This is a genomic window from Kitasatospora sp. NPDC097605, assembly GCF_040302725.1.
In the GTDB taxonomy this organism is placed as follows: Bacteria; Actinomycetota; Actinomycetes; order Streptomycetales; family Streptomycetaceae; genus Kitasatospora.
On the sequence record NZ_JBEOSF010000003.1, the window covers coordinates 220148 to 237964 of the forward strand.

The 17817-nt window shown below is 72.8% G+C and carries 19 protein-coding genes; 11 read left to right on the forward strand and 8 right to left on the reverse strand.

Annotation, left to right across the window (positions count from 1 at the left end; genetic code table 11):
* Positions 1-10: 10 nt before the first annotated feature.
* Positions 11-391 (reverse strand): MerR family transcriptional regulator, encoded by a 381-nt coding sequence (locus tag ABTX81_RS04725; RefSeq protein ID WP_350541511.1) that lies wholly within the window; start codon positions 389-391, stop codon positions 11-13.
* Positions 392-450: 59 nt separating this feature from the next.
* Between ABTX81_RS04725 and ABTX81_RS04730 the strand changes: the two genes are divergently transcribed.
* Positions 451-1392 carry an aldo/keto reductase gene (locus ABTX81_RS04730; RefSeq protein ID WP_350541512.1) on the forward strand — a complete coding sequence of 314 codons (942 nt, stop codon included), beginning with the start codon at positions 451-453 and terminating at the stop codon, positions 1390-1392.
* Between the two features lie 172 nt (positions 1393-1564).
* Here ABTX81_RS04730 and ABTX81_RS04735 read toward each other — a convergent pair whose 3' ends face one another.
* Complete coding sequence (locus ABTX81_RS04735; protein ID WP_350541513.1) at positions 1565-2776, reverse strand: serine hydrolase domain-containing protein; 1212 nt, start codon at positions 2774-2776, stop codon at positions 1565-1567.
* Positions 2777-2992: 216 nt separating this feature from the next.
* Here ABTX81_RS04735 and ABTX81_RS04740 point away from each other — a divergent pair, with 216 nt between their 5' ends.
* The 5 genes from ABTX81_RS04740 (at position 2993) to ABTX81_RS04760 (ending at position 7915) form a co-directional block, all read left to right on the forward strand.
* Positions 2993-3532, forward strand: a complete 540-nt coding sequence (locus ABTX81_RS04740) for a VOC family protein (protein ID WP_350541514.1) — start codon at positions 2993-2995, stop codon at positions 3530-3532.
* A gap of 5 nt (positions 3533-3537) precedes the next feature.
* Positions 3538-4815, forward strand: a complete 1278-nt coding sequence (locus tag ABTX81_RS04745) for an MFS transporter (protein ID WP_350541515.1) — start codon at positions 3538-3540, stop codon at positions 4813-4815.
* Complete coding sequence (locus ABTX81_RS04750; RefSeq protein WP_350541516.1) at positions 4812-5798, forward strand: transaldolase family protein; 987 nt, start codon at positions 4812-4814, stop codon at positions 5796-5798. The genes ABTX81_RS04745 and ABTX81_RS04750 overlap by 4 nt, the downstream gene beginning before the upstream one ends.
* A gap of 21 nt (positions 5799-5819) precedes the next feature.
* Positions 5820-7124: an MFS transporter gene (locus ABTX81_RS04755; RefSeq protein WP_350541517.1), complete on the forward strand. Its 1305-nt coding sequence runs from the start codon at positions 5820-5822 to the stop codon at positions 7122-7124.
* Positions 7125-7270: 146 nt separating this feature from the next.
* Positions 7271-7915, forward strand: a complete 645-nt coding sequence (locus tag ABTX81_RS04760; RefSeq protein ID WP_350541518.1) for a DUF4937 domain-containing protein — start codon at positions 7271-7273, stop codon at positions 7913-7915.
* Positions 7916-7990: 75 nt separating this feature from the next.
* Here ABTX81_RS04760 and ABTX81_RS04765 read toward each other — a convergent pair whose 3' ends face one another.
* Positions 7991-9190 (reverse strand): serine hydrolase domain-containing protein, encoded by a 1200-nt coding sequence (locus ABTX81_RS04765; protein WP_350541519.1) that lies wholly within the window; start codon positions 9188-9190, stop codon positions 7991-7993.
* Between the two features lie 228 nt (positions 9191-9418).
* Between ABTX81_RS04765 and ABTX81_RS04770 the strand changes: the two genes are divergently transcribed.
* Positions 9419-10147: a GbsR/MarR family transcriptional regulator gene (locus ABTX81_RS04770; RefSeq protein WP_350541520.1), complete on the forward strand. Its 729-nt coding sequence runs from the start codon at positions 9419-9421 to the stop codon at positions 10145-10147.
* A gap of 214 nt (positions 10148-10361) precedes the next feature.
* Here the strand turns inward: ABTX81_RS04770 and ABTX81_RS04775 are convergent, their stop codons facing one another.
* From ABTX81_RS04775 to ABTX81_RS04785, 3 genes are all read right to left on the reverse strand, one after another.
* Positions 10362-10568, reverse strand: a complete 207-nt coding sequence (locus ABTX81_RS04775; RefSeq protein WP_350541521.1) for a DUF397 domain-containing protein — start codon at positions 10566-10568, stop codon at positions 10362-10364.
* A gap of 143 nt (positions 10569-10711) precedes the next feature.
* The gene (locus ABTX81_RS04780; protein ID WP_350541522.1) at positions 10712-10915 is read right to left on the reverse strand and encodes a DUF397 domain-containing protein; all 204 of its coding nucleotides are present in this window, start codon (positions 10913-10915) and stop codon (positions 10712-10714) included.
* Positions 10912-11739, reverse strand: coding sequence for a helix-turn-helix domain-containing protein (locus ABTX81_RS04785; protein WP_350541523.1), 828 nt, complete (start codon positions 11737-11739; stop codon positions 10912-10914). The genes ABTX81_RS04780 and ABTX81_RS04785 overlap by 4 nt, the downstream gene beginning before the upstream one ends.
* 112 nt (positions 11740-11851) lie before the next feature.
* Between ABTX81_RS04785 and ABTX81_RS04790 the strand changes: the two genes are divergently transcribed.
* The 3 genes from ABTX81_RS04790 (at position 11852) to ABTX81_RS04800 (ending at position 14495) form a co-directional block, all read left to right on the forward strand.
* On the forward strand, positions 11852-12106 hold the full coding sequence (locus ABTX81_RS04790; RefSeq protein WP_350541524.1) for a hypothetical protein: 255 nt from the start codon (positions 11852-11854) through the stop codon (positions 12104-12106).
* Positions 12107-12293: 187 nt separating this feature from the next.
* On the forward strand, positions 12294-12782 hold the full coding sequence (locus ABTX81_RS04795) for an NUDIX domain-containing protein (protein ID WP_350541525.1): 489 nt from the start codon (positions 12294-12296) through the stop codon (positions 12780-12782).
* Positions 12783-13172: 390 nt separating this feature from the next.
* Complete coding sequence (locus ABTX81_RS04800) at positions 13173-14495, forward strand: UDP-glucose dehydrogenase family protein (RefSeq protein WP_350541526.1); 1323 nt, start codon at positions 13173-13175, stop codon at positions 14493-14495.
* 47 nt (positions 14496-14542) lie between these two features.
* Here ABTX81_RS04800 and ABTX81_RS04805 read toward each other — a convergent pair whose 3' ends face one another.
* On the reverse strand, positions 14543-14761 hold the full coding sequence (locus tag ABTX81_RS04805; protein ID WP_350541527.1) for a DUF397 domain-containing protein: 219 nt from the start codon (positions 14759-14761) through the stop codon (positions 14543-14545).
* Positions 14762-14857: 96 nt separating this feature from the next.
* Between ABTX81_RS04805 and ABTX81_RS04810 the strand changes: the two genes are divergently transcribed.
* Complete coding sequence (locus ABTX81_RS04810) at positions 14858-15034, forward strand: hypothetical protein (protein WP_350541528.1); 177 nt, start codon at positions 14858-14860, stop codon at positions 15032-15034.
* A gap of 6 nt (positions 15035-15040) precedes the next feature.
* On the opposite strand, the gene ABTX81_RS04815 is transcribed toward ABTX81_RS04810, so the two are convergent.
* Positions 15041-17740: a helix-turn-helix transcriptional regulator gene (locus ABTX81_RS04815; RefSeq protein ID WP_350541529.1), complete on the reverse strand. Its 2700-nt coding sequence runs from the start codon at positions 17738-17740 to the stop codon at positions 15041-15043.
* Positions 17741-17817 lie beyond the last annotated feature (77 nt).

A 17817-nucleotide genomic window follows, 5' to 3' on the forward strand; every position in this document is an offset into this window, starting at 1 on the left:
GACGGCCGGCTCAGGCCGACACCAGCGCGTTCAACTCGACCACCTCGGCCTCCCGCCGGGCCGCCGCGACGATCCCCGCCAACGCGGCCCGGCTCGCCCCGAGCGCCAGCATCTGCTGGTCGAGCAGGTCGAGCCGCTGCTCCAGCACCTCCAGCATGCAGGGGGCCACCGTGCCGTCGCCGCCCACACAGGGCAGCACGTCCCGGATGGCGCTGGTGGAGAGCCCCGCCCCCAGCAGGGCCCGGATGTTGCGGACCACCGCCGGCGCGTCCTCGTCGTACCGGCGGTGCCCGCCCTCCGGGCGACGGGCCTCCAGCAGGCCCTGCTCCTCGTAGTACCGCAACAGGCGGACGCTGACCCCGGTCCGCGCCGCCAGCTCACCGATCCGCATGTGACACCCCTCACATCCACTTGAATCTCACACGAATGGGAGATTGTACCGTGACCGGTATGACGAACACCGAGATCACCGCCCAGATCGACCGTCAGACCTTCGCCGTCGGCGGTGACTTGACGGTCCGCCGGATCGGCTACGGCACCATGCGCCTGGCCGACACCCCGGACATCAAGCCCACCGAGGCCGTCGTCTGGCACGCCCCGACCCCGCGCTCCGCCGCCCTCGACGTGCTGCGCGCCGCCGTCGAGAACGGCGTCCAGCTCATCGACACCGCCGACTCCTACGCCCTCGGCGGCAGCGAGGAGCTGATCGCCGAGGCGCTGCACCCGTACGCCCAGGACGTCGTGGTCGCCACCAAGGTCGGCATGACCCGCCCGAGCCCCTCCGAGTGGGTGCCGGTCGGCCACCCCGCCTACATCCGCCAGCAGGCCGAGCTGAGCCTGCGCCGGCTGCGGGTCGAGCGGATCGACCTGCTCCAGCTGCACCGGATCGACCCCGAGGTGCCGCTGGCCGACCAGATCGGCGCGCTCAAGCAGCTGCAGGACGAGGGCAAGGTGCGGCACATCGGGCTCTCCGAGGTCACCGTCGAGGAGCTGAAGCAGGCGCTGGAGATCGCCCCGATCGCCACCGTGCAGAACTGGTACAACCTGGCCACCCGCCAGCACGACGAGGTGGTCGACTTCACCGCCGAGCGCGGCATCGCGTTCATGCCGTTCTTCCCGATCGCCATCGGCGGCCACGCGGGCGAGGACAGCCCGGTCACCGAGGTCGCCCGCGAGATCGGCGTCACCCCGGCGCAGACCGCGCTCGCCTGGCTGCTGCACCGCTCGCCCAACATCCTGCCGATCCCGGGCACCACGTCCGAGAAGCACCTGGTGGAGAACCTGGGCGCGCTGGCCGTCGAGCTGACCGGCGAGCAGTACGCGCGCCTGGACGGCGTCGCCGCCGCCGAGGCCGCCAAGGCCGCCGAGGCCGAGGCAGCGGCAGGCGAGTGACCGGCGCTCCGCCCGGCGGCGTGCTCCGCCGGGCGGGCCGGCCACCGGCTCCGGTGCCGAATCCGGCACCGGTCTCGGATCCGGCACCGGCTTCGGCACCGGTTTCGGAAAGGGCCCCCTACCCCCGTGGGGGCCCTTTCCCCTGCCGGGCCCCGGCCGCCGCCCGACCCGCTCACCGCTCCATCAGGCCCAGGTCCGTCACATCGGCGGCCAGCGCCTTGAGCAGCGAGCCGGCCCGCTTGTCGTCCGGACCGAGCGCGATCAGCCGGTTCATGACGTACGAGACGCCGAGCCCGGCCCGGGGCCAGGCCTGGTTCGCCGAGCCGCCCCCGCCGTCGTGGCCGAAGGTCTCGCCGTCCGGGCCGGGCCGCTCGGCGGTCCGCAGCCGGTAGCCGCCCCCGCCGTACGCCATCACCACGTCGATCAGCTGGTCGGTCTTGCGGGCGTACACCCCGCGGGCCTCGTCCAGCAGGCGGCGGGAGAGCAGCAGCGGACGGTCGTCCAGCGGCCGGCGGGCGTCCTCGGCGAGGATCCCGTAGAAGGCCGAGAAGGCCCGGGCGGTGCCGCTGACGTTGATCGCCGGGATCAGCGCGGAACGGCGCTCCGGCCGGCCCCAGACGCCCTCGTCGTCCGGGAACGGCTGGGGGTTCTGCCAGATCCGCCGGGTCAGCGGGTCGTCGCTGTGGAAGAAGCCGGTGAACTGGGGCAGGAAGTTCCTGCCGTAGGTGGTGCGGGCGAGCCGGGGCCAGTCGGCGGGGCCGGTGCCGTAGTGGATGTCGAGGTCCAGCGGGACGGCGATCTCCTCGCGGAAGAACCGGTCCAGCGGACGGCCGTCCACCCGGCGGACCAGTTCCCCGACGATCCAGCCGGCCGACAGCGGCCCGTACAGGATCCCCTCGGCGCGCGGGTCGCTCTCCAGGGGCTGAGCGGCGATCAACCGGGCCATCAGCAGCGGGTCGTTGGCGTCGTCCTGGGTGACCTCGGTCCAGGTGCCGGGCAGCCGGCCGGTGAAGGTGACCACCTCGCGGACGGTCACCGCGCCCTTGCCCTCGGCCGCGAACTCCGGCCAGTAGTGGGAGACCGGGCGGTCCAGCTCGATCCCGCCCCGGTCGACCAGCTTGAGCAGGGCGGTCACGGTGATGCCCTTGCTGCCGGAGAAGATCGTCTGGAGGGTGTCCCGCTCCCAGCGGGCGCCGCTCAGGTGGTCGGCCGTCCCGCCCCAGAGGTCCACCAGGACCTCGCGGCCGCGGTGGACGGAGAACGCGGCGCCCAGGTCGTCCCGTTCGAGGAGGTTGCGCTCGAACTCCGCGCGGACCCGCTCAAACCCCGGGGCGGCGTACCCCGCGACGTGCACCCCGGAGGCGACCGGCGACGTGATCGTCATGTGAACCAACTCCGCTCGAATTCTTGACTTGACGGGAAAACCACGATCGGACCGACAGCAGAACACGACAAGCAGGAAACCGGGAATCCCCGCACCCCCGGTTTGGCACCTTGACAAAGTCCTCCGCCGACGATTGCCCCCCACCGGGCCGGCGGCCCATTCTCGGACCAGCCGGCGGAACCCCGCCGGGCCGGGAACGGACGAAAGAGGATTCCCATGGCCAAGATTCCGGGCGCCCGGGCGGTGCACCACATCGCCTACACCGTGCCGGACCTCCAGCAGGCGGTCGACTTCTTCGTCGACGTCATCGGCGCCGAGCTCGCCTACCGGCTCGGGCCGGTCGAGGACCCGGACACCGACTGGATGGCGCGCAAGCTCAACGTGGACCCGCGGGCCTCGGCGAACATCGCCATGCTCCGCCTCGGCCCCAACGCCAACCTGGAGCTCTTCGAGTACAGCGCCCCCGTCCAGGACCGCGAGCAGCCCCGCAACAGCGACGTCGGCGGGCACCACTTCGCGATCTACGTGGACGACGTCGACAAGGCCGCCGACTACCTGCGCAAGGTCCCCGGCGTCACGATCCTCGGCGACCCCGAGACCATCGAGGACGGCCCGATCAAGGGCGACCGCTGGGTCTACTTCACCACCCCCTGGGGCATGAGCATGGAACTCATCAATATGCCCGAGGGGATGCCCTACGAGGACGCCACCGAAACCCGCCTCTACCTCCCCACCGAACACTGGCCGGAGAGCTGACGACAATGCCGCCGAACCGCCCGGAGAAAAGCCCGTCCCATCGATTCGCCAGCGAATCGTCTCATCGCCTCGCATTCCTCTCGCTCGCCCTCGTCGCCTTCGTCGTCGGCACCTCGGAATTCGCCGTAGTCGGCATCCTCGGCCCGATCGCGGACGGCCTGGGGGCGGGGCTGGGCACGGCCGGACTGCTCGTCACCGGCTACGCCCTGGGCATCTCCCTCGGCGGACCGGCCCTCACCGCGCTCACCCTCCGGCTGCCGCGCCGCACCCTGCTGCTCGGCGCGCTCGCCGCCTACGTGGCGGCGAGCGCCGGGGCGGCGGCGGCCGGCGGCATCGGTGTCCTGCTGGCCGCCCGCTGCGCCGCCGGACTCGCCCACGGGGTGATCGTCGGCGCCGCCACCAGCGTGGCCGTCGCACTGGCCGGACCGGGCCGGCAGGGGCGGGCGATCTCGCTGGTCTTCGGCGGCATCTCGGTCGCCACCGTGCTCGGCGTCCCGCTCGGCACGCTGGTCGGGCAGTCGCTCGGCTGGCGGGCCGCGCTCGCCGCCGTCGCCGGCCTCGGCGCGCTCGCCCTCCTCGCGGTCCGGCGCACGGTGCCACCGACCGCCGCGATGGGCGCCGCCGGCCTCGCCGGGCAGGCGCGCGGCGCGCTCTCCCGGCCGGTGCTCGCCCTGCTCGGCACCGCCGTGGTGCTGTTCACCGGGCAGTTCACCGCGTACACCTACCTGGCCGGCTACCTGACGGAGGTCACCGGGGTCGACGGCCGGCTCGTCGGCGGCTACCTGCTGGCCTTCGGCACCGCCGCCGCCGTCGGGACCTTCGTCGGCGGCCGGTGCGCCGACCGCCGGGCCGCCGCCACGCTCACCGCCGGCTGCGCCGGGCTGACCATCGCGCTGCCGGCACTGCACCTGTGCGGGCGCTCCGGCGCGGCGGCGGCCGTGCTGGTCGCCGGCTGGGGCCTGGTCGGCTTCGGGCTGGTCCCGGCGCTGCAGTCCAGGATCGTCGAACTCGCGGGCCCGGGCGGGGACTTCGCCGCCACCCTCGGCGTCTCGGCGGCCAACGCCGGGATCGCCGCCGGCGCCGCGCTCGGCGGCTGGACGGTCAGCGCGCACGGCGTCAGCACAGTGGTGCCGCTCGGCGCCGCGATCTGCCTGGGCGCGCTGCTCGCGGTGGCGGCCTGCGCCCGTCTGCGGCCGGCCACGCCCCCCGCGCCACCACCCCTTGCTCAGCACACCCTTCCCCACGCTCTCCCCCTCGACCGTGAAAGGACCGTCCGAGCATGATCGGCACCCTCGACCGCCCACCGGCACGCACCTCGCGCCCGGCCGACGGCCTCGCCGTCTGGTACCAGCACACCCCGTCCGGACCGGCCGGGCGCGACCGGATCCGGTGCCTCGTCGAGGCCGGGAGGATCACCTCCGTCGCCCTGACCGGCCCCGCCCCCGAGGACGAACTCCGGTGGCTGTGCGACCTGTTGTCCCCGCTGCACGAACGCGGCGACGGCCGTGACGGGCTGGTTTCCGTCCCCGTCGCCGCCCGCAGCCGCAAGGCCTGCGACCAGGTGCACGCCGCCCGCCGGCTCGCCGCCGCCGTCAACCGGCCCAATCTGCTGCCCGCCCTGCCCGCCTCCGACCCGGGCCTCGCCGCCCTGACCACCCTGCTCGGCGAGGGCATCGGCGTCCGGACCGGCCCGCTGCACTCCGTCGCCCGCTACCGGCAGGCCGTCCGCGCCCACCTCGACGGGCTCGAACTCGCCCGCTGGCGCGGCCTCGACCTCGCCGGCCTTACCTCCGTCGCGGCCTTCGGCGTCGGCGGCATCGACGTCGAGATCGACGCCCTGCTCGACCGGGCCGGCAGCCACGAGGCCAAGGCCCTGCGCGGCATGGCCGGCACCGCCACCACCCGGCTCGCCCGCGGCGTCCACGCCGACGCCCACTGCGCCGAGGACTCCACCCGCTGGCGCGCCCTCGCCGCCGCCGGCGCCCGCCCGCAGCACCTCGTCTGGACCCAGCTCTACCACGGCGTGCCCGGCCACCGGACCGCCCGCTACCTGGACGCGCTCGCCGCCCCGGGCGCCTGCGTCGAACTGTGCGCGCCCACCCTGGAGGCCCTCGACGGCACCTCCGAGATCCGGACCCTGCGCAGCACCCGCGAGGAGCAGGACGCGCAGGCGTTCACCGAGCGGCTGATCGCCTACCTGCGCTGGTTCGACATCTGCCACGAGTCCGTCCTGCGCTCCCTCGACGCCGCCCACGCCCACCACTGACCGCCCTTCAGGAGTTCGCCCATGGCCCCGCAGCTCCACCTGGACCTCACCCCGTCCCCGTCGGACGCGCTCCCCTCGCCCCCGGTGCGGCGGATGGCCCTCGCCACCGGCGTGGTGGCGCTCGGCGGGCTGCTGTTCGGCTTCGACACCGGCGTCATCTCCGGCGCGCTGCTCTTCCTCAAGGACCAGCTGGCGCTGAACTCCTTCCAGGAGGGCGCGGTGATCTCGGCCCTGCTGCTCGGCGCCGCCGTCGGCGCCCTGGCCGGCGCCCGCCCGGCCGACCGCTTCGGCCGCCGCAAGGCGCTGATCGGCATCTCGGCCACCTTCACCGTCGGGCTGGCGCTGGCCGCGGTGGCCCCGGACTTCTGGACGCTGCTGGCCGCCCGGGCCGTGCTCGGCCTGGCGGTCGGCAGCGCGTCGACGATCGTGCCGCTCTACCTCGCCGAGATCGCGCCGCCACGGCTGCGGGGGCGGATGATCACGGTCAATCAGATCCTGCTGACGGTCGGCATCCTGGTGTCCTACCTGGTCAACCTGGCCTTCGCGGGCGGCGGCGACTGGCGCGCGATGTTCGCCGTCGGGCTGATCCCCTCGGTGGCGATGCTGGCCGGCACCTTCTTCATCCCGGAGACGCCGGCCTGGCTCGACGGCCGGACCTCCCGCCCCCGCGCCGGCCGGCCGCGTGCCCTGCTCACCACCCCCGGCGCCCGCGCCGCGCTGCTGATCGGCGTGACGCTGGCGGCGGTACAGCAGTTCGGCGGCATCAACTCGATCATCTACTACGCCCCGAGCATCATGGCCCGGGCCGGCCTGCCCGCCACCAGCTCCATCGGCTACTCGGTCGCCATCGGCACGGTGAACGTCCTGCTGACCGTCGCCGCCATCCCGCTGATCGACCGCGTCGGCCGCCGCCCGCTGCTGCTCTGGTCCCTCGCCGGCATGGCCGTCTCCCTCACCGCCCTCGGCGTCGTCCTCGGCCCCGCCCACCCCGGCCCGGTCGGCAACGCCGTCGCCCTGGTCGCCATGACCTCCTACGTCGGCGCCTTCGCCATCGGCCTGGGCCCGGTCTTCTGGATCCTCGCCGCCGAGATCTTCCCGCCCGAGTCCCGGGCCCGCGGCACCGGCCTCTGCGCCCTGGTCAACTGGGCCGCCAACTTCGTCGTCGGCCAGGCCTTCCTCCCCACCGCCGACGCGGTGGGCGAGCGCTGGGTCTTCTGGTTCTTCGCCGCCGTCTCCCTCGCCGCCGTCCTCTTCGTCACCCGCCGCGTCCCCGAGACCAAGAACCGCTCCCTGAGGGAGATCCAGTCCGCCCTGGCCGCCCGCTGACAGCCCCGGCCCTGTCACGGAGTAGGACGTCGGCCGGCCCGACCTCCTACTCCGTGGCCGCACCCGCGACCCCTTGACGTCCGGCCGCGAACGCCGCCGATCATGGTCCGGTACCCGGTACCGGATCGCCAGGAGGTCGGCCGCGCTTGTGGGGCAAGTGGATCGAGTGCGAGGTGCCGACGGAGGGCCGGGAGCGGTTCGCCGACGCTCAGCGGGCCTGGGCGGCGATCGGGGACCAGCCCGGGCTGGTCGGGCAGGTGGGCGGGTGGGACCGCGGGTGCGCCCGGGTCCTGGGCCTGTGGGCCGACGAGGAGGCGTACGGGCGGTTCATGCGCGAGCGGCACGACGCGGTGGTCGCCGCGAGCGGCCAGGGCGGAACGTACGCGGCGATCGGGACCGCCGCCGGGGCCGTCGTCCAGGAGATGGCCGGGGACGCGCCCGACCTGTCCCGGGCGATGGAGACCGCCGCCCTGCTGCGCGTCGCCGACTGCCGTCTGCGGCCGGGCCGGGCGGCGCACTTCCTCGATGTGCAGCGGAGGGTGTGGGCGCCCGGGATGGCGGCGTCCGGGGGCATGCTCGGCGGCGTCGTCACCCGACTCGGCCCGGAGCGCTACCTGGTCACCACCCTGTGGTCCGGCGCCGCCGCCCACCGGCGCTACGCCGCCGAGGCGTTCCCCGCCCTGCGCGAGCGCGCGGCGCCCGGGGACGACGTGCGCGCGCTGTCCGGTCACCTGCTGCCCCTGGAGCCGGCGTGGACCGTGCTGCCGGTCAGGCGGCCGGGGCTTCGTTGATCGTGCGGGTCATCCTGTCCTGGTCGGTCAGCGTGAGGGACATGATGGTGTGCTCCTTCGGTGTCGTGGGGTGGTTCAGGCGTCGACGGACTGGTAGACGGTGGTCCAGAAGTCGTGGATCAGCCGGGCCGCGTTCGGGACGGTCATCCCGACCTGGGTGAGCAGGAGGCCGGTGATCCCGTTCTCCGGGTCGGCGTACGTGGAGGTGCCGCTGCCGCCGTCCCAGCCGAACTGGCCGATCGGCGCGTAGTCGCCGCGGTAGGTGCGCACCGCCATCCCGAGGCCCCAACCCCCGTGCTGGCCCTGGCCGTACGAGAGGTGGACGTTGTCGCGGGCCAGGACCTCGCGGGCGGCGGTCTGCTCGGCGGTGAGGCGGTTGGTGGTCATCAGCTCGACGACCGGGCGGGAGAGGATGCGCTCGCCGCCGTGCTTCCCGTGGTTCAGCAGCATCCGGAAGTAGGCGTGGAAGTCGTCGACGGTGGAGACCAGCCCGCCGCCACCGCCCGGGAACGCCGGGGGCCTGCTCCAGCGCCCCGACGCCGGCTCGTCCCAGACGTGGAACTCCCCGGTCTCCGGGTCGGGGGCGTAGAGGGGCGGCAGCCGGTCGATCTTGTCGGCCGGCACGTGGAAGCCGGTGTCCCGCATGCCCAGCGGCCCGAAGACGCGCTCGTGGAGGAAGGCCTCGAACGGCTGCCCCGTCACCCGGGCCACGAGCACGCCCAGCACGTCGCTGGCGATCTGGTACTGCCAGCGCTCGCCGGGGTGGTTCATCAGCGGGAGCGTTCCGAGGTGGCGGATCCACTCGTCCGGCTCGGGCATCGGCTGCGGCAGGTCGGGCGTGAGGCCGTTCTCGATGATCGCGGTCATGATCGGGGTGCCGAGGGCCGTGATGTCCATGCCGATGCCGAAGGTGGAGGTCAGCACGTCCCGGACGGTGACCGGCCGCCGGGCGGGGACGGTGTCGTCGAGCGGGCTGTCGATCCGCTTCAGCACCCGGCGGTCGGCGAGTTCGGGCAGCCAGGTCTCGACGAGGTCGTCCAGCCGGATCCGGCACTCGTCGAGCAGGATCGCGGCGGCGGCCATGGTGACCGGCTTGGAGGTCGAGGCCATCCGGAAGATCGTGTCGCGCGTCATCGGCGCGCCGCCGTCGTGGCTCATGGTGCCGACGGCTTCGACGTGGGTCTCGTCGCCGTGGCCGACGAGGGCGACGACGCCGGGGATGTCGCCGGAGTCGACGTGACGCTCCAGGACGGCGCGCAGCTTGTTCTTGTCCATCATGAGTCTCCCCACTCATTGCTGTTCGAGAACCTCTGAACAATGACGAAGCTACATTGCGTTCATGAATCAGTCAACGCGCAATGGCCAGACACGGCAAGGCATCTAGGGCTTCTATTGCAATGAGCATGAGCCTGAATGCAATGGAGGATGCGATCGCCTTTGCAATGAGTTCCGAGTGAATGCATACTTCGCAGCACGTGGTCGACAGACGGAGGACGAGGACCGATGCCCGGAGGCAGACTCACCAGCGAGGACCGTCAGCGCATCGCCGCGGGCCTGGCCGAAGGACTGGGGTACGCCGAACTCGGGCGGCGGCTGGGGCGGCCGGCCTCGACGATCATGCGCGAGGTCACCCGCAACGGCGGCCCGGAGGGCTACCGGGCGGAGCGGGCGGAGGAGGACACCGCGACGCGGGCCCGGCGGGCGAGGAAGGCCCAGCCGGTGGCGCCAGCCGTACCGGACAGCGGGTACGGGCGGGATCCGGAGGCGGTGCAGGGGTTCATGGAGACCTTCACCGCAATGCTCGCGCAGTCGGGTCTCCCGAAGATGGAGGCGAGGGTACTGGCCGCGATCTTCACGACGGACGACGGCAGTCTGACGGCGGCCGATCTGGTCCAGCGGCTCCGGGTGAGCGCCGCGTCCGTCTCCCACGCGGTGGGCTTCCTCGAACAGCAGGGGCTGGTCAGGCGGGAGCGCGTGCCCGGCGAGCGCCGCGAGCGCTATGTCACCGACGACGAGATCTGGCTCCGCTCCCTGCTGGGGGCGGCGGAGATGAACGAGACCCTGGCGGGCATGGCTCGCCAGGGTGCCGATGTTCTGGGCACGGACACGCCTGCGGGCGCCCGGTTCGCCTCGTCGGCCGAACTCTTCGTCATCATCGGCCAGTCCATGCGGGAGCTGCTGGAGCGGTGCCGGCAGCACCTGGACGCGCAGAAGGCCGAGCGGGAGACGTGAGCTTGGTGGCGCACCATGACACGGGGCGCCATGATCAGCGGATGAGCGAGTACTCATGGCCGTGGGACCACGAGAGATCCGCTTACGGAGGCAGTGCGGCTCCGCACTGTTGACCTCGAACGGCCTCGGATGCTCCTGTCGTACGAGCCCGAAGCAGCCCGGACGTGACGATGGCCCTGACCGTGAAGCGGTCAGGGCCATCGGAGTTCGACGGTCAGATGGCGCCGAACTCGCCTGCCTGAACGGCGGTGACGAAGGACCGCCACGCGTCGGCAGGGAAGACAAGCGCAGGGCCGGACGGGTCCTTGGAGTCACGGACAGGGACGAGGCCGGGGAAACCAGGGGCGACTTCAACACAGGCCCCGCCATTCTGGCTGTACGTGCTCTTGTGCCAGTTGGCACCGGACAGATCAACATCCATGGCCTTCAGGTTCCCTCCATCCCAGCGGATCCACGCTCTGTCCACGGTAGACGCGCAGAGAAGCCCGGTGAACTCCGGAACCGGCCGTGCAACGAGAAGGGGCCCTGACCGGCGAAGCGGTCAGGGCCCCCAAGACACGGTGGTCAGATGGCGCCGAACTCGCCTGCCTGAACGGAGGCGATGAACACGGCGAACGCGGAGGACGGAAAAAAGAGTGCGGGTCCGTGAGGGTCCTTGGAATCGCGGACCGGGACGATGCCGTCGGCGGCAAGGTTCCGCGCGACCTCGACGCAGTCGCCGCCGTTGCTGCTGTACGAGGACTTGAACCACTGAGGATCGGCGGTCACGGGAGTTCCTTCCTTAACTGGCGGATCAGGGCCACGGACTCAGCCTGGGAGAGCGCGAGGGCCTGTAGCTGATAGTAGGACGTCAGCACCGGCAGCACCGCCTCGCTGTCCCGCTCCAGATGCCCCTGCTGGGCGGATTCCGCGTAGGACATCAAAGCGCGGCTGGGAAGCGTCAGCACGTTCACCGGCAGGTCGAACGACCGGTCCTCTCCTATGGCGTACGGGGCCACTTGGAGAACGGTGTTCGGCAGTTCGGCGAAGTCCATCAGATGATCCAGCTGCGCAGCCATGACCGACGGGCCACCGACCGGCCGGCGGATGCAGCTCTCGTCCATGACCACGTGGACCAGCGGGGACGGCTCACGGCGCAGTTGGGCCTGCCTGCTGGCCAGGACTTTCACTCGCTCGTCAGCCTGCTCCGGCGTGATGCTCCCCCGGCGAACCGCCCCGGCGGCGATGGCCGCCGCGTACTCCTTGGTCTGGAGCAGGCCCGGCACGATGCCGAGCACGAAGAGTCTGAGTTCGACCGCACGCCGCTCGTGGGTCACGTACTCCGGGAATCCCTCCAGCAACGCCGAGTACTTCACGTCGCCGGCCCGCCGCTTGAACACGCCATCTGTTCCGAAGGTGAGGTCAAGTCTCAGCGCGAGGCGCGTGGTTGGCGGACGCCGGCCAGTTTCCACGGCCGAGATATGCGTCGCCGAATAGCCCGTCGCCTCCGCCACTTCGTCCTGGGTCCACCCTCGGGCCTCGCGTGACGTGCGGAGGAAGGCGCCGAACGCCGCTGCGGGAGATGAATCCGGGTCCAGCTCAACCTTGTTCACGAACCAGCGCCCTAACTATTCGAGCACGCCTGACACGTTGAAGACTGCTTCGACTGTACGCCACAGTGAGTCGCCCCGGGTAGTGAACCGACTACGGAAGGGAGCGACCGTTATGTCGCGAAAGAATTCGACCCCCACCTACCAGCCCCACATCGGCGAGGTCGTCCGGGACCTCGGGCACCGGGACTTCACCGGCCAGCCCGTCGAGGGCGTCTACATGGACACCCTCACCGGGCTCGTCTACCTCCGCCCCCTCGCCGGCGGCTGCGAGTGGACCACCAAGCCCGAAGCCGTCCAGCCCCTCCCCTCACCCCGCTTCGTCAGCGTCCAGCACCCCAGCCGGCCGCGCACCGCCGACGTGGCGTGAAGCTGCTCGCCACCGTCCTCGGCGTTGCCGCCCTCTCCGCCCTCACCGCCGCCCTCTCCTGCTGGCCCATCCACAACGGGCCGCTCGCACCCCAACTCCTCATATCCGGGCTGATCCTCACCGCCGGCATCTCCACCGGACTGCCCGCCTGCTTCACCTGGCTCTCGCCGAACAGGAGCACCCCCTCATGCTGCACAACCTCCCCACCATCCTCACCAACCCCCCGCGCCGACGCCTCGGCCACCAGGCCCTCATCCTCAACCGCGACGGCGCCGTCCTCCTCATCGGAACCGCCTACAAGTCCGGCCTGATGCTCCCCGGCGGCAGCGCCGAGGCCAACGAACTCCCCCACCTCGCCGCCCGCCGCCACACCGAAACCGAAACCGGCCTCGTCCTCCCCCTCCGCCACATCCTCGTCACCGACTACGTCGACGCCCAGACCCTCCCCGAAGGCATCAACTTCGTCTACTGGGGCGGGACGCTGACCAGCGCGCAGGAAACCACCGTCGCCCGCCACCGACCCCCCGCCACCATCACCGCCGTCCACTGGCTCCACCCCCACCAACTCGCCGACGCCATGCCCCCCGACCAGTACCGCCGCACCACCCACGCCCTCACCGCCCTCACCCGCGGCATCCACCTCCCCTTCCTCCTCCGCGGCATCCCCGCCGAATAGCCACAGCACGACGCCGTCCTTGAATCCCTGCCGCCCTCCTCACTCCGGGCGGCAGGGACCTCCGTCCGCTCAGAAAAGCCGCGCGCACGGAGCTGGTGGGGCGGCGTCCAGTCGCCCGACCAGCGCGCGAAGCACTCGTACGCCTCCGCCGCCCGCTGCAACTCGCCCAGCCGGACGACCGCTTCGACAAGGTCCGGCATCGCCCGGGCCGCGCCCACGCGGTGCCGGTACGGCCTGGTGGTGAGCGCGTGCAGCCGGTCCGCGGCCACCGCCACCCGCCCCCGTCCCAGTGGCGGGCCATCGAATCCATCCGACCGGCCCTCCAGCAACCGGTAGCGTCATGGGCACACCGAGTAACGGTGTGCCCATGCGCCAAGACAAGGACCCTCCATGCGCGTCTCCGTGATCGGCTGCGGCCACCTCGGCATCCCGCACGCGGCGGCGATGGCCGACCTCGGGCACGAGGTCATCGGCGTGGACGTCGATCGCGACAAGGTGGAGCGGCTCAACAACGGCGAGTGCCCCATCTTCGAACCCGGCCTGCCCGAACTCCTCGCCACGCACATCGCCGGCGGGCGCCTGCGCTTCACCACCGACATCGCCGAAGCGGCCGGCTTCGCCGAACTGCACTTCATCGGCGTCGGTACCCCGATCGACGCCGACGGGCGCTCCTACGACAACGGCCAGGTCTTCGGCGCGATCCGCCAACTCGCCCCGCACCTCACCACGGCCTGCACGATCGTCGGCAAGTCGACGGTCACCGTCGGCACCACCGCCGAAGTCACCGCCCTCGCCCAGCGCCTGGCCCCCGCCGGTACCGAGGTCGAGGTCGTCTGGAACCCGGAGTTCCTTCGCGAGGGCCACGCGGTGGAGGACACCCTGCGCCCGGACCGCATCATCGCCGGGGTCACCAGCGCGGAGGGCGAGAAGGCGATCCGCACGGTGTACGCCGCAATCCTGGACACCGGAGTCCCGCTGTTCGTCTGCGACCCCGCGACGGCGGAGCTGGCGAAGGGCGCGGCGAACACCTTCCTCGGCCTCAAGATCAGCTATATCAACGGCGTCGCGGACATGTGCGAGAAGGCCAGCGGCGACGTCGCGAAGATCGTGGAGATCCTGGGCATCGACCCGCGGATCGGCGCGGGCGGCATGCAGCCGGGAATCGGCTACGGCGGCGGCTGCCTGCCCAAGGACGTCAGGGCGTTCACCGCCTCCGCCCGAATGCTCGGCGCCACCGCCGCAGCGGATCTCCTGCTCGCCGCCGAGAAGATCAACGAGTCCCGCACCGGCGTCGCCGTGGACCTCATCATCGACGCCCTCGGAGACCGGCCGCTCCGGGGCACCCGCGTCACCGTGCTGGGCGCCGCGTTCAAGCCCAACACCAGCGACGTCCGCGAGTCCCCTGCCTTGGCCCTTGCCCTGGCCCTGCACCGGGCCGGCGCCGTCGTCACCGTGCACGACCCCCGGGCCGTGGCCAACGCCATGGTCCGCAACCCCGAACTCGACTCCACCACGGACCTCACCGCCGCGCTCACCAACTCCGAACTGGTGGTCCTGGCAACCGAATGGCCCGAGTACCGACAGGCCGACCCCGCCGCCTTGGTGGACCTGCCCGCCAACCCGGTGCTGGTCGACTGCCGCACCACCCTCGACCCGGCGCCCTGGCGCACCGCGGGCTGGCGCATCCACCAGCTCGGCCGGCCGGGGAAGTAGGTGGTCGGCGATGTGCCTCGACCTTGAGGCACATCGGCGAGTAGGCCTCAGATGGTGCCGAACTCACCGGCCTGGACGGCGGTGACGAAGGAGCGCCAGGCGGAGGTGGGGAAGACGAGCGCGGGGCCGGTGGAGTCCTTGGAGTCGCGGACGGGGACGATGGCCGGGAAGCCAGGGGCGACCTCGATGCAGTTCCCGCCGTTCTGGCTGTAGCTGGACTTCAGCCAGGCGGCGCCGGTCAGGTCTACGGGGGCGGTGCGGCTCATGATCGGAGGTCCTTCCGGGCTGCACGGATCATTTCGAGGGATGCCACATTCGAGCTGGATCCCACCTGAAGCCGATCGTAGTCTCTAGCCCACAGGGTGACTGTCTGCCCGCCACCGGCCCCCGCCACCATCACCGCCGTCCGCTGGCTCCAGCCCCACCAACTCGCCGACGCCATGGAGCCCGAACAACAGCGCCGTACCACCCACGCCCTCACCGCCCTCACCCGCGGCATCCACCTCCTCTTCCTCCTCCGCGGCATCCCCGCCGAATAGCCCCGCTCAGAACAGCGCCGTCAGCTCCGTGCGCGAGGCGATCCCCAATTTCGGATACGCCTTGTACAAGTGGTGCCCCACCGTCCTCGGGCTGAGGAACAACTGCGCCGCGATGTCCCGGTTGGTGAGCCCCTGGGCCGCCAGCCGGGCAATCTGCAACTCCTGCGGTGTGAGTGCCGTCAACGCCCCCGCCTCGGCCGTCGGCGCGGCGGTGCCGGTGGCGGTCAGCTCCCCTCGCGCCCGGTGCGCCCACGGCTTCGCGCCCAGCCGCTCGAACGTCTCCAGTGCCGCGCCCAGGTGCGACCTCGCATCCGTCCGCCGGCGCTCCCGTCGCAGCCACTCCCCGTACAGCAGCGCCGTCCGCGCCTGTTCGAACGGACGGTGGCTGCCCTCGTGCAGGTCGAGAGCAGCCAGATAGGCAGCCTCGGCCAACTCGTCCAACCCCAACAGCGCCTGGCAGCGCAGCCGCAGCGCCTCCGCCCACGGCGTCCCCGCCGCGCCCGCCCAGCGTGCGAAGCGCTCGTACGCCTCCGACGCCCGCTGCGGCTCGCCCAGCCGGACGGCCGCCTCGACCAAGTCCGGCACCGCGCGGGTCGCGCCCACGTGGTGCTGGTACGGCCCCGTGGTGAGCGCGTGCAGCCGGTCGGCGGCGGTCGCCACCCGTCCCCGCCCCAGGTCCAGCAGCGCGAGCGCCCACCGCGCCCACGGCTCGCCGGCGGCGGGGGCGGAGGAACCGGAGGCGAGCGCCTCCGCCGCCAGCTCCGCACACCGCTCGTCGGCTCCGCCGAGTGCAGCCAAGCACGCCAGTATGGAGGCGAGTTGGCTGGTCCACTGATGCTGACCGGTGTCCCGCGCCAGTGCGTACCCCTCCGCCGCCGTGACCTCGGCGTCGCGGTGCCGGCCGTGGAACAACTCCGCCTCGGCGAGGAAGAACTGGAGCGTCGACAGCACCCCCACCGTCCCCTTGGCCCGCGCCTCCGCGACCAGCTCCGCCGCCAGCTCCAGCGTCTCGTGGTCGCGCCCGAGGACGAGCGCCGCCCCGCACAGCTGCACCAGGTCGACGGGGCTCTCCGCCCCCGCCCTGCGCGCCGCCTCCACCGTGACCCGCACGTCCGGCACAGGAGCGGCCGGCCGCCCCAGCGCGGGCAGCACGGCGGCCGGCAGGTGCCGGGCCAGCGGGGCGAGCGGCTCCTCCGGACCGAGCGGCAGGGCCGCCAGCCGGTCGAGCACGGTGGCCACCGGCTCCTCGCCGACGTACCAGGCGGCGTGGAAGGCCTGGAGCAGCATCCGCGCCGCGTGCGCGGGTTCGATGTCGGTGGCGGCGGCGTCCAGCAGCAGCCGGTACGCGGCCGGGTAGGCGCCGCGCCAGAAGTGGGCGACCGCCCGGACCTGGTCGAGCAGCGCGTGCGCGAAGACGCTGTCGGTACGCGCTCCCGCCCGGTCGGCGAGCGCCTCCGCCTGCTCCAACTTGCCTTCCTCGGTGGCCGCTTCGGCGGCGAGCACCAGCCGGCGGGTGGCGCCGTCGCGGTCCGGGGTGAGCCCGGCGGCACGCTCGTACGCGGCCGCCGCGCCGCCGTGGGCGCCGCGCGCCTCGGCCCTCAGCGCCGTTCGCTCCAGCGCGTCGGCGAGCTCGGCGTCGGGCGCGGTGGCGGCGAGCGCGAGGTGCCAGGTGCGCCGGTCGCCGTCCTCCAGCGCCTCGCCGATCGCCCGGTGGACGGCCAACCGCTGCTGCAGGGGCGCTCGTTGGAGGACGGCGGCGCGCAGCAGCGGATGCCGGAAGGCGAGCCGGCGGTCGGCGCCGACGGCGATCAGTTCCGCCCGTTCGGCGGGGGCCAGCGCGCCGGTGTCCACGCCGAGGGCGGCGGCCGCGGCCAGGACGACGTCCAGTTCGCCGTTCTCCTCGGCGGCGGCGACCAGGAGCAGCGTCTGGGTGGCCGCCGGCAGGCCGGTGACCTGGCCGTGGAAGGCGATCTGCAGCCGGCTGGTGAGCGCGAGCCCTCCGGAGCCGAAATCCACCTCGGAACAGGGAAGTTCGACGAGCGCCAGCGGATTCCCGGCGGCCTCGGCGAGCAGCCGCCGGCGGACCGGTTCGGCGAGCGCCCCGCCCGCGCGGTCGGCGAGCAAGCGGACGGCGTCCGCCTCGGCGAGCCCGGCCAGCCGCAGTTCGGGCAGCCCGGCGAGCGGCAGCACGTCCGCCCCGGCCCCCGCGTCCCGGGCGGCGAGCAGCAGGGCGACGCCCTCCGCCTGGAGCCGGCGGGCCGCGATCAGCAGGGCGTCCAGCGACGGGCGGTCCAACCACTGCACGTCGTCGACGACGCACAACAGCGGCTGTTCGGAGGCGAGTTCGGCGAGCAGCCCGAGCGTGGCCAGCCCCGCGAGCAGCCGGTCCGCGCCGCCGGACGGCTCGCCGAGCCCGAACGCGCCCTCCAGCGAACGCCGTTGCGGACCGGGCAGGGCGTCCAGCCGGTCGATCCCGGGCGCCAGCAGCAGACTCAGCCCCGCGAAGGGGAGTTCGGCCTCGTACTCGACGCCGGTCGCCCGGATCACCCGGACGCCGTCCCCGGCCGCCGCCACCGCGTACTCCAGCAGGGCCGTCTTGCCGATCCCCGGCTCGCCGCGCAGCACCAGAACGCCGCTGCGGCCGGCCCGCGCCCCGTCGAGCAGCGCGTCGACGGCGGCCCGCTCCCGTTCCCGCCCGTACAGCATCCAGGCTCCCCTCCCGTTGCCCCGACCCTACTGGCGGCGGCCTACGTACGCCCTACCTATCCATGACGGATTCGCCC

Coding starts and splice junctions, on each gene's coding strand:
- ABTX81_RS04725 (WP_350541511.1), bottom strand. CDS start 391: ATGCGGATCGGTGAGCTGGCGGCGCGGACCGGGGTCAGCGTCCGCCTG.
- ABTX81_RS04730 (WP_350541512.1), top strand. CDS start 451: ATGACGAACACCGAGATCACCGCCCAGATCGACCGTCAGACCTTCGCC.
- ABTX81_RS04735 (WP_350541513.1), bottom strand. CDS start 2,776: ATGACGATCACGTCGCCGGTCGCCTCCGGGGTGCACGTCGCGGGGTAC.
- ABTX81_RS04740 (WP_350541514.1), top strand. CDS start 2,993: ATGGCCAAGATTCCGGGCGCCCGGGCGGTGCACCACATCGCCTACACC.
- ABTX81_RS04745 (WP_350541515.1), top strand. CDS start 3,538: ATGCCGCCGAACCGCCCGGAGAAAAGCCCGTCCCATCGATTCGCCAGC.
- ABTX81_RS04750 (WP_350541516.1), top strand. CDS start 4,812: ATGATCGGCACCCTCGACCGCCCACCGGCACGCACCTCGCGCCCGGCC.
- ABTX81_RS04755 (WP_350541517.1), top strand. CDS start 5,820: ATGGCCCCGCAGCTCCACCTGGACCTCACCCCGTCCCCGTCGGACGCG.
- ABTX81_RS04765 (WP_350541519.1), bottom strand. CDS start 9,190: ATGGACAAGAACAAGCTGCGCGCCGTCCTGGAGCGTCACGTCGACTCC.
- ABTX81_RS04770 (WP_350541520.1), top strand. CDS start 9,419: ATGCCCGGAGGCAGACTCACCAGCGAGGACCGTCAGCGCATCGCCGCG.
- ABTX81_RS04775 (WP_350541521.1), bottom strand. CDS start 10,568: ATGGATGTTGATCTGTCCGGTGCCAACTGGCACAAGAGCACGTACAGC.
- ABTX81_RS04790 (WP_350541524.1), top strand. CDS start 11,852: ATGTCGCGAAAGAATTCGACCCCCACCTACCAGCCCCACATCGGCGAG.
- ABTX81_RS04795 (WP_350541525.1), top strand. CDS start 12,294: ATGCTGCACAACCTCCCCACCATCCTCACCAACCCCCCGCGCCGACGC.
- ABTX81_RS04800 (WP_350541526.1), top strand. CDS start 13,173: ATGCGCGTCTCCGTGATCGGCTGCGGCCACCTCGGCATCCCGCACGCG.
- ABTX81_RS04805 (WP_350541527.1), bottom strand. CDS start 14,761: ATGAGCCGCACCGCCCCCGTAGACCTGACCGGCGCCGCCTGGCTGAAG.
- ABTX81_RS04815 (WP_350541529.1), bottom strand. CDS start 17,740: ATGCTGTACGGGCGGGAACGGGAGCGGGCCGCCGTCGACGCGCTGCTC.